Annotated in this window: 11 protein-coding genes; 7 read left to right on the plus strand and 4 right to left on the minus strand. The window is 68.6% G+C overall.

The features are described from left to right. Positions 1–257, plus strand: a 257-nt coding sequence (locus Q0480_RS00750; RefSeq protein WP_299129701.1) for an NAD(P)(+) transhydrogenase (Re/Si-specific) subunit beta, incomplete at its 5' end; no start/stop codon positions are given. Between the two features lie 251 nt (positions 258–508). Further along, complete coding sequence (locus Q0480_RS00755; protein ID WP_299129703.1) at positions 509–1,123, plus strand: GcrA family cell cycle regulator; 615 nt, start codon at positions 509–511, stop codon at positions 1,121–1,123. Positions 1,124–1,133: 10 nt separating this feature from the next. Here the strand turns inward: Q0480_RS00755 and Q0480_RS00760 are convergent, their stop codons facing one another. Both Q0480_RS00760 and Q0480_RS00765 read right to left on the minus strand, forming a co-directional pair. Continuing rightward, complete coding sequence (locus tag Q0480_RS00760; RefSeq protein WP_299129705.1) at positions 1,134–1,766, minus strand: DsbA family protein; 633 nt, start codon at positions 1,764–1,766, stop codon at positions 1,134–1,136. 15 nt (positions 1,767–1,781) lie between these two features. Continuing rightward, a complete protein-coding gene (locus Q0480_RS00765; protein ID WP_299129706.1) occupies positions 1,782–2,330 on the minus strand; it encodes a DUF721 domain-containing protein in 549 nt (182 codons plus the stop codon). A gap of 81 nt (positions 2,331–2,411) precedes the next feature. Between Q0480_RS00765 and Q0480_RS00770 the strand changes: the two genes are divergently transcribed. Continuing rightward, a complete protein-coding gene (locus Q0480_RS00770; RefSeq protein WP_299129708.1) occupies positions 2,412–3,479 on the plus strand; it encodes an A/G-specific adenine glycosylase in 1,068 nt (355 codons plus the stop codon). An 8-nt stretch (positions 3,480–3,487) separates the two neighbouring features. Here Q0480_RS00770 and Q0480_RS00775 read toward each other — a convergent pair whose 3' ends face one another. Both Q0480_RS00775 and Q0480_RS00780 read right to left on the minus strand, forming a co-directional pair. Then, complete coding sequence (locus tag Q0480_RS00775; RefSeq protein ID WP_299129710.1) at positions 3,488–4,594, minus strand: site-specific DNA-methyltransferase; 1,107 nt, start codon at positions 4,592–4,594, stop codon at positions 3,488–3,490. 90 nt (positions 4,595–4,684) lie between these two features. Beyond that, positions 4,685–5,287, minus strand: a complete 603-nt coding sequence (locus Q0480_RS00780) for a ribonuclease HII (protein WP_299129712.1) — start codon at positions 5,285–5,287, stop codon at positions 4,685–4,687. A 139-nt stretch (positions 5,288–5,426) separates the two neighbouring features. On the opposite strand from Q0480_RS00780, the gene Q0480_RS00785 reads away from it, so the two are divergent. From Q0480_RS00785 to bfr, 4 genes are all read left to right on the plus strand, one after another. Continuing rightward, complete coding sequence (locus Q0480_RS00785; protein ID WP_299129713.1) at positions 5,427–6,275, plus strand: SHOCT domain-containing protein; 849 nt, start codon at positions 5,427–5,429, stop codon at positions 6,273–6,275. 95 nt (positions 6,276–6,370) lie between these two features. Next, positions 6,371–6,694 carry a hypothetical protein gene (locus Q0480_RS00790; RefSeq protein WP_299129715.1) on the plus strand — a complete coding sequence of 108 codons (324 nt, stop codon included), beginning with the start codon at positions 6,371–6,373 and terminating at the stop codon, positions 6,692–6,694. Positions 6,695–6,698: 4 nt separating this feature from the next. Continuing rightward, positions 6,699–7,139 carry a hypothetical protein gene (locus tag Q0480_RS00795; protein WP_299129717.1) on the plus strand — a complete coding sequence of 147 codons (441 nt, stop codon included), beginning with the start codon at positions 6,699–6,701 and terminating at the stop codon, positions 7,137–7,139. Positions 7,140–7,249: 110 nt separating this feature from the next. Beyond that, positions 7,250–7,741, plus strand: a complete 492-nt coding sequence (bfr, locus tag Q0480_RS00800; RefSeq protein ID WP_299129719.1) for a bacterioferritin — start codon at positions 7,250–7,252, stop codon at positions 7,739–7,741. The last annotated feature ends 67 nt before the right edge of the window (positions 7,742–7,808 follow it).

Consider the following 7,808-nt stretch of genomic DNA (forward strand, 5'->3'; position numbering starts at 1 on the left):
TCCCCTCGACCGACGTCGCCATCGTCATCGGCTCGAACGACATCGTGAACCCGGCGGCGCAGGAAGACCCGAACTCGCCGATCGCCGGCATGCCGGTGCTGGAAGTCTGGAAGGCGAAGCAGGTCTTCGTCTCCAAGCGCGGCCAGGGCACCGGCTATTCCGGCATCGAGAACCCGCTGTTCTACAAGGAGAACACGCGGATGCTCTACGGCGACGCCAAGAAGTCGATCGACGAATTGCTGCAACGGATCAGCTAGGTATCAACCGATGCTTCGCTGTGGATCGGGAATTTGGTAGCGGCGGGCGTGTCACGGGTGCCCGCCGGACGAAAGCGGAATGGTTTGCCCCGTTGGCAAACGAGGTCGACGTGAGGGCGGGGCGAGCCGGTGTGGGCCAGATTCCCGCCGGCCGCGCTTGTAACCGGCCCGCGCGTGCTTAGAATAGGGGCGTGGGGAAACCCGCGCCCCTGACCTTTCCGAACCGACGATGTAAAGCCGTGGAGAATTCGATGTCCTGGACCGACGAGCGCGTCGAGACCCTCAAGCTGATGTGGTCCGAGGGAAAGAGCGCGAGCCAGATCGCCAAGGAGCTCGGCGGCGTTACCCGCAACGCGGTGATCGGCAAGGTGCATCGGCTTGGCCTGTCGAACCGGGTGCCGGGCACCGACCACGCCGAGGACGAGGCGCTGCTCGAAAGCGGCGTCGAGGATCCGGGGATCGAGGCCGACGAGGAAGTGGTCGCGGCCCCGGCGCCGAAGCCCGCCGTCGCGGCCGTCCCGCCGCAGCCAGTCGCCCCGGTGGCGCCGCGGCCGATGGTCAAGGATCAGATACCCGCCCAACGGCCGCGCGTTCCCGGCCAGCCGATGCCGCCGCAGCCCTCGGGCTCGGAAATCAGCGCCGAGGCACTGGCCAATCTGGCCGAAGCCGCGCGCAAGGCCAAGCGGCTGAGCCTGATGCAGCTGACCGAGCGGACCTGCAAATGGCCGGTCGGCGATCCCGCGACCGACGATTTCTGGTTCTGCGGCCTGCCGACGGTGGCCGGCAAGCCCTATTGCGAGACGCATGTGGCGGTGGCCTTCCAGCCGATGTCCGCCCGCCGCGACCGCCGCGCCGGCGGCCGCTGAGCCCCCGGCCTTACGGCTTCGCGGCGGCGTAGGCCGCGTCGAGCTTCGCGGCGATTTCCTCGTAGGAGGAATTCGGGACCTTCTCGCCATTGATGACGAAAGTCGGTGTCGCGTCGATCCCGTCGGCGACCTGGTTCTTCTGGTAGGCCGCGACCAGCGCCTCGGCGAAGGTCTGATCCTGCCGGCAGGCGTCCATCTCGGCGTCGGTCAACCCGGCCTGCCGCCCGATGCCGTAGAGGTTCTTCATGATCGTCGGCCCGTCCTGCGAATTGAGCCAGCCGGCCTGCGTCGAGAACAGGAGATCGACCACGCCGAAATAACGGTCCGCCGGCGCGCAGCGCGCGATCACCGCGGCCCAGAGGCTCGGCGCGTTGAAATAGACCTCGCGGAAGACGAGTCGCGCCTTGCCGGTGTCGATGTAGTTTTCCTTGATCCGCGGGAAGACCTCGGCGTTGAAATCGGCGCAATGCGGGCAGGTGAACATCGCATATTCGACGAGGGTCACCGGCGCGTCCGCGTCGCCCATGGTCATTTCCAGCACCTGGCGCGGCGCCTGCGCCCGGCCGAGTCCGGGCAGCGCGGTCGTCGCGGCGGCGGTCGCGAGGGCGGCGAGAGTGTGGCGGCGGGTCAGGGCGGTGATCATTGGGCGTTCCGGTTGCTATTCGAAAGGTCGGGGCCGGGATAGCACATTCCGGGCCAATGTCTCCAAGGCCCGGCGCAAATCCTCATCACCAATGCTTGAAATCTCGGAGCGCACGGCGTGCAAGTCCGGAGTCGGCGCCGGCGCCTCCGGCCGCGGCGCCGGGGTCTCGGCAAAGCCCGCGGCGGCGTGCACCAGCTGGACGCGGCCAACCGCGTTCGGCCCCAGCGCCGCGTTGATCCGCTCGCGCAGCACCGGGATCATCATCTGCAGCCGCGGCGCGTGCGGTCCCGAGACAGCAAGGGTCAGCAGCCCGCCCGCCGGCCCGCGCGCCGAAGCGAGCTTCACCGGCCGCGCGATCGCCGCGCAGTCCGGCCCGACGATCTCGGCCCAGAGCGCCCGCAGCCGCGCCTCGGCATAGCCGCGCCGGGCCGCGACGCTGTTCAACTGCGGACCGATCATGGTGCCAGCCCGCGCGAACCCGCGCCCCCGGCGGTCGCCCGCGTGGCCACCCTTGCCGCGCGGCGCCTTGCCTTTCGCGCCCGGCGTGCCAGTGTCCTCGGCCATGCCGCCCCCGGTTCGCTGGTTTGGTTAACAGCTAGCCGCTGGCGTCGGGTTTGTCAGGAGGGATGTTCACGGGTGGAGCGGATGGCGGCCGAATTGCTCGACTGGTACGACGGCGCGGCGCGATCGATGCCATGGCGCGTGCCGCCGGACGCGCGGGCGCTTGGCATCCGTCCCGATCCCTATCACGTCTGGCTGTCGGAGGTGATGCTCCAGCAGACCACGGTCGCCGCGGTGAAGGGCTATTTCTCCGCCTTCGTCGCCCGCTGGCCGCGCATCGGCGATCTCGCCGCGGCCGAGGATGCCGAGGTGATGGCCGCCTGGGCCGGCCTCGGCTACTACGCCCGCGCGCGCAACCTGTTGAAATGCGCCCGCCTGGTCGCGGGCGAGCTCGGCGGGCGGTTTCCGGAAACCGAAGCGGGGTTGCGCGCGCTGCCCGGCATCGGACCCTATACCGCCGCCGCGATCGCCTCGATCGCCTTCGACCGGCCCGCGGTTGTGCTCGACGGCAATGTCGAGCGGGTAATGGCCCGGCTCCACGCCGTCGAGACGCCGCTGCCGGGGGCGAAGGAAGAACTCCGGGCGCTCGCCGCGCTGCTGACGCCAGCGGAGCGGCCGGGCGATTACGCCCAGGCGGTGATGGATCTCGGCGCCACCATCTGCGCGCCGCGCGCCCCGGCCTGCGGAATATGTCCCTGGCTCACGCCCTGCCGCGCCCGCCGGCTCGGCATCGCGGCGGAGTTGCCGCGCAAGGTGCGCAAGGCGAAAAAACCGGTGCGGCGCGGGGTCGCCTATCTTGCCCGGCGGGCGGACGGCGCCGTGCTGGTCGAGCGGCGGCCGGACCGCGGGCTGCTCGGCGGCATGCTCGGACTACCCGGCACTGACTGGGCCGAGATGGCACCATCCCCGCGTCCACCCTTCGCGGCCGACTGGCGCGATCTCGGGGTCGAGGCGCGGCACACCTTCACCCATTTCCACCTGATACTGACCGTGGAGGGCGCGTGCGTCGGGATGACCGCGACGGGCGAGTTCCGCGACGCGGACGCCGCCCTGGCCGCGATGCCGACGGTGATGCGCAAGGCGCTGAGGCTCGGCCTCGGCGCGCTTGGCGACGCCACGGCTCCGGCTCGCCGCGCCAACTCCCGCCGATAGACGAGCGGTCAGTCGTGCATCTCGGCCCGTACCTGCTGGCGCAGGACGTCGATCGGGATGCTCTCGCCCTCGCGGCGGAAATGCCAGTAGGTCCAGCCGTTGCACGAAGGCGCGCCCTCCAGCGCGGCGCCGACCTGGTGGATCGAGCCGCGCACGTCGTTGGCGATCAGCGTGCCGTCGGCGCGGATCTTGGCCTGGCGCCGGCCGTTCATCGAATGCAGGATCTCGCCCGGGCAGAGCATGCCGCGCTCGACCAGTTGGCCGAAAGCGACCCGCGGCTCCGCGCGCTTGGGCGTCGTCACCGCCGCCACCTCGGCGTCGAGCGTCCGGACCCTGGCGATCCGCGCCTCGGCGGCGGCGCGATAGTCCGCCTCGCGCTCGATGCCGATGAAGCGCCGGCCGAGGCGCTTGGCCACCGCGCCGGTGGTTCCGGTGCCGAAGAACGGGTCGAGCACCACGTCGCCCGGACGGGTCGAGGCGACCAGCACCCGATGCAGCAGCGCCTCCGGCTTCTGCGTGGGATGCGCCTTCTCGCCGGTGGCGGTCTTCAGCCGCTCCGCCCCGGTGCAGAGCGGGATCACCCAGTCGGAGCGCATCTGAACGTCATCGTTCAGCGCCTTCATCGCCTCGTAGTTGAAGGTGTATTTCGACTGATCCGATTTCGCCGCCCAGATCAGCGTCTCATGCGCGTTGGTCAGCCGCTTGCCGCGAAAATTCGGCATCGGGTTCGACTTGCGCCAGACCACGTCGTTCAGGATCCAGAAGCCGGCGTCCTGCAGCGTCGCGCCGACGCGAAAGATATTGTGATAGGAGCCGATCACCCAGATCGCGCCGTCGGGCTTCAGCAGCCGCCGCGCGGCGGCGAGCCAGGCGCGGGAGAATTCGTCATAGGCGCCGAAGGACGCAAAGCGGTCCCAATGGTCATCGACCGCGTCGACCCGCGAATTGTCCGGGCGATGCAACTCGCCCTTCAGCTGAAGATTGTAGGGCGGATCGGCGAAGATGAGGTCGATGCTGGCTTCCGGCAGCCGGTTCATCTCTTCGACGCAGTCCCCCGCCAGTATCGTGTCCAGTTCCAGTTCGGTTTTTCCGCACGATACTTGCGCTCTTGACATCGTATTTTCCCGAGGATGAGGGCTGATCTGCCCGCAACCATGAGTCAAAAGCGAATCGGGGTCAAATTATAAATTGAATCAAGGACTTAACTATGCGGCTTCCCACAAGATATTGTGGATCGGCTTGAAGGAACGCCTATGGTGTGGGGTCACGCCTAGTTCAGACAGCGCCGCGACGTGGGCGCGGGTGCCATATCCCTTGTTTTGTTCCCACGCATAGCCGGGAAACTGTTGCGCAAGCGCCACCATGATCCGGTCGCGCGTAACCTTGGCGACGATCGAGGCGGCGGCGATCGACAGGACCAGCCCGTCGCCGCCGACGATGGCCCGCGCCGGACAGCCGAGATCGGGCGGCACCTTGTTGCCATCGACCAGCGCCAGCGCCGGCGCGGGCGTCAGTTGGGCGAGGGCGCGGCGCATGGCGAGAAAGCTCGCCCGCAGGATGTTGATCCGGTCGATTTCCTCGACGCTCGCCTGCCCGACGCCGACGACGGCCGAGGCGAGAAGCTCGGCATGGAGCGCCTCGCGCCGAGCGGCGGTCAGGCGCTTGCTGTCGTCGATACCCTCGGGGATTGCGAGTGGGTTCAGGATCACCGCCGCGGCGACCACCGGCCCGGCGAGCGGCCCGCGACCGACTTCGTCGATACCGCAGACGGGTTGGACGGAGCGGGATTCAAGGGCGAAATCGGGCATCTAACTCTCTGGCACTGTCAGGATATCGCACCATCGGGGAGATATCCGCCCGGATCAAGCGCCGGATCGGGTCATTGCGCGCTGGGCGTCGCCGGCTTGCCGTGCTAGGCGCGACGAGGGGCGATCGGGAGAGACGAGCATGGAACTGACGGCCGATGGCCAGCGCGCGGTCGAGCGGATCGCCGGCACGCAGGGGTTCAGCACCGACGCGGCGCGCGCCATGCTGATGGCGTTGGCGGCCGGAAACGGCAACCAGGCGCAATTCAACCATCCCGAGTTCGGCGGCATGGGACAATGGTCACGCGGCGGGATGATCATGATCGGCGACATGTTCAACCACGCGCTGAAGTCGCGGGTCGATGCGCTCTGCGTCGATCTCTCGAGCCTGCTCGCCTCGGCCCCCTTCGCACCGGCGCCCGTCGCGAGCCAGAGTCAGAGCCAGGGATCGGCCGGGGTCAGCCTGTTCGTCCCCGGCTCGGGTGGCTCGGGTTGGCCGGCGGAGCTCGGCGCGCCCGGCTCGTCCGGCGCGCAGAACGACCTGCGCTACGCGGTCTTCCCCGGTACCCGTCGGCTCGCGATCTCGCGCGGCAGCCAGGTGACGGTCTATGACATCGGCGACCATGTGATCTCCGGCTTCTCGCAGCAGCAGGGCGGCGACCAGTCGATGACCTTCACCAGCCAGCGCGGCGTGGTCCGGGTCGCCGATCTGCCCGTCGTCACCGCCGCCGACGCGACGCCGGTGCCCGCGCAGGCGGCGGAAATCCCGCCCACCCAGGCCGAGCCATCCGCGCCCGCTCCGGCCTCGACCCCCTCGCCCACCCCGGACGCTTCCCCCGGCCGGGCCGCCTCCGCCGCTCCGGAACCTTCCGCGTCCGCCCAGGACGACATCTTCGCGACACTGGAGAAGCTCGCCGATCTGCGCGGCAAGGGCATCCTGTCGGAGGAAGAGTTCACCGCGAAGAAGGCGGAGCTTCTCGGCCGGCTCTGAGGAACCAGTCCGCGCCGCGCCGCGTTAGCATGGGCGCGGGCGTTGACCGCGTGGCCGCGCGCGGCCTAGCGTATGCTCCTGCGAGAGGGACCGAGATGAGCGCCACCAAGACCAAGGCCGAGGACGCCGCCACCGAGGATGTCGCCGCGTTGTCCGACGAACTGGCGAAGCTGCGCAAGGACATCGCGTCGCTCGTCGACAATGTCGGACGGATGGGGCGCGAACGGGCCGAAGCCATCGCGGGATCGGCGAACCTTTCCGAAGGTCTCGCCGCCGGGGAGGCCGCGCTCGCCGATTTCGCCGCCGAGATCCGCAAGATCGAGAAGGACATCGCCGCCTCGACCCGCCGCGGCCCGTGGCGCGCGCTCGGTATCGCGGCGCTGGCCGGGCTGATCGCGGGCCTTGTCCTCCGCCGCTGACCGCATGTTGCGCCTCGCCCGCATGTTCCTGTCGCTGGGCGGCGCCCAGGTCGCGGCCGTCCGCGATCAGGCCGCCCGGCGCATCGTCTATTTCGCCCTGGTCGGCCTGTTCGGCCTCCTGTTTCTCGTCTTCGCTCTCGCAGCCGGGACCGTGGCACTCGCCGAACGATTCGGTCTCCTGGCAGCGCTTGCGATCATGGCCGGGGGCGCGTTGTTTCTCTGCGTCTTCGTGCTCGTCCTCTCGAACCTAGCCGACCGGCGGGCGCGGGCTCTGGCCGCCGAACGGGCGGAGCTTCAGCGCCGTGTGCGCCAACTCGCCATGCTGTCGGCGCTTGGCGCGACGCGACCGAAGGCGACGCATCTGGTCGGCCTGGGGGTCATCGCCGCCGCCGTGATGCTGGTTCTCGGCCATCTCGGTGGAAACGACCCGAACGAGAATTCGTGATCCTAGTTTAGAACGATTCCATATTGCGGTCCGCCGACCACCTCCTGTAGCGTCTCTCCATGGGCACGGGCAGTCCCGTGCGCCGAAGGTTTTATGCAAGGGGACGTAGCATGAAGGGCGACGCAGGAGTTATCGAATATCTGAACAAGGGTCTGCGGAGCGAGTTGACGGCGGTCAGCCAGTACTGGCTGCACTACCGGTTGCAGGCCGACTGGGGCCTCGGCAAGCTGGCCAAGAAGTCCCGCGCCGAGAGCATCGAGGAGATGAGCCACGCCGACAAGCTGATCGACAGGATCATCTTCCTCGAAGGCCATCCGAACCTGCAAACGCTCGACCCGCTGCGCATCGGCGAAACTCCGAAGGAGACGCTGGAATGTGATCTCGCGGCCGAGCTCGACGCGGTAACGCTCTACAAGGAAGCGCGCGACTATTGCGAGAAGGTGCGGGACTATGTCTCGAAGAACCTGTTCGAGGAGCTGCTGACCGACGAGGAAGGCCATGTCGACTTCCTCGAAGTGCAGCTCGGCCTGATCGAGCGGATCGGCACCCAGAACTGGGATCAGCTCAATGCCGAGGCGACCAGCGAGGTCTCGGGGGAGTAGCCCCCGCCAGAGCGCGCTAGGATGTGTGGACTCTAGGGATTCTCAAGGGCGATACGTCGTGATTCAA

This window comes from uncultured Amaricoccus sp. (assembly GCF_937891315.1).
Lineage (GTDB): Bacteria > Pseudomonadota > Alphaproteobacteria > Rhodobacterales > Rhodobacteraceae > Amaricoccus.

Excerpts from the sequence above, each read along its gene's own strand:
- Q0480_RS00755 (WP_299129703.1), top strand. The coding sequence starts at position 509 with ATGTCCTGGACCGACGAGCGCGTCGAGACCCTCAAGCTGATGTGGTCC.
- Q0480_RS00760 (WP_299129705.1), bottom strand. The coding sequence starts at position 1,766 with ATGATCACCGCCCTGACCCGCCGCCACACTCTCGCCGCCCTCGCGACC.
- Q0480_RS00765 (WP_299129706.1), bottom strand. The coding sequence starts at position 2,330 with ATGGCCGAGGACACTGGCACGCCGGGCGCGAAAGGCAAGGCGCCGCGC.
- Q0480_RS00770 (WP_299129708.1), top strand. The coding sequence starts at position 2,412 with ATGGCGGCCGAATTGCTCGACTGGTACGACGGCGCGGCGCGATCGATG.
- Q0480_RS00775 (WP_299129710.1), bottom strand. The coding sequence starts at position 4,594 with ATGTCAAGAGCGCAAGTATCGTGCGGAAAAACCGAACTGGAACTGGAC.
- Q0480_RS00780 (WP_299129712.1), bottom strand. The coding sequence starts at position 5,287 with ATGCCCGATTTCGCCCTTGAATCCCGCTCCGTCCAACCCGTCTGCGGT.
- Q0480_RS00785 (WP_299129713.1), top strand. The coding sequence starts at position 5,427 with ATGGAACTGACGGCCGATGGCCAGCGCGCGGTCGAGCGGATCGCCGGC.
- Q0480_RS00790 (WP_299129715.1), top strand. The coding sequence starts at position 6,371 with ATGAGCGCCACCAAGACCAAGGCCGAGGACGCCGCCACCGAGGATGTC.
- Q0480_RS00795 (WP_299129717.1), top strand. The coding sequence starts at position 6,699 with ATGTTGCGCCTCGCCCGCATGTTCCTGTCGCTGGGCGGCGCCCAGGTC.
- bfr (WP_299129719.1), top strand. The coding sequence starts at position 7,250 with ATGAAGGGCGACGCAGGAGTTATCGAATATCTGAACAAGGGTCTGCGG.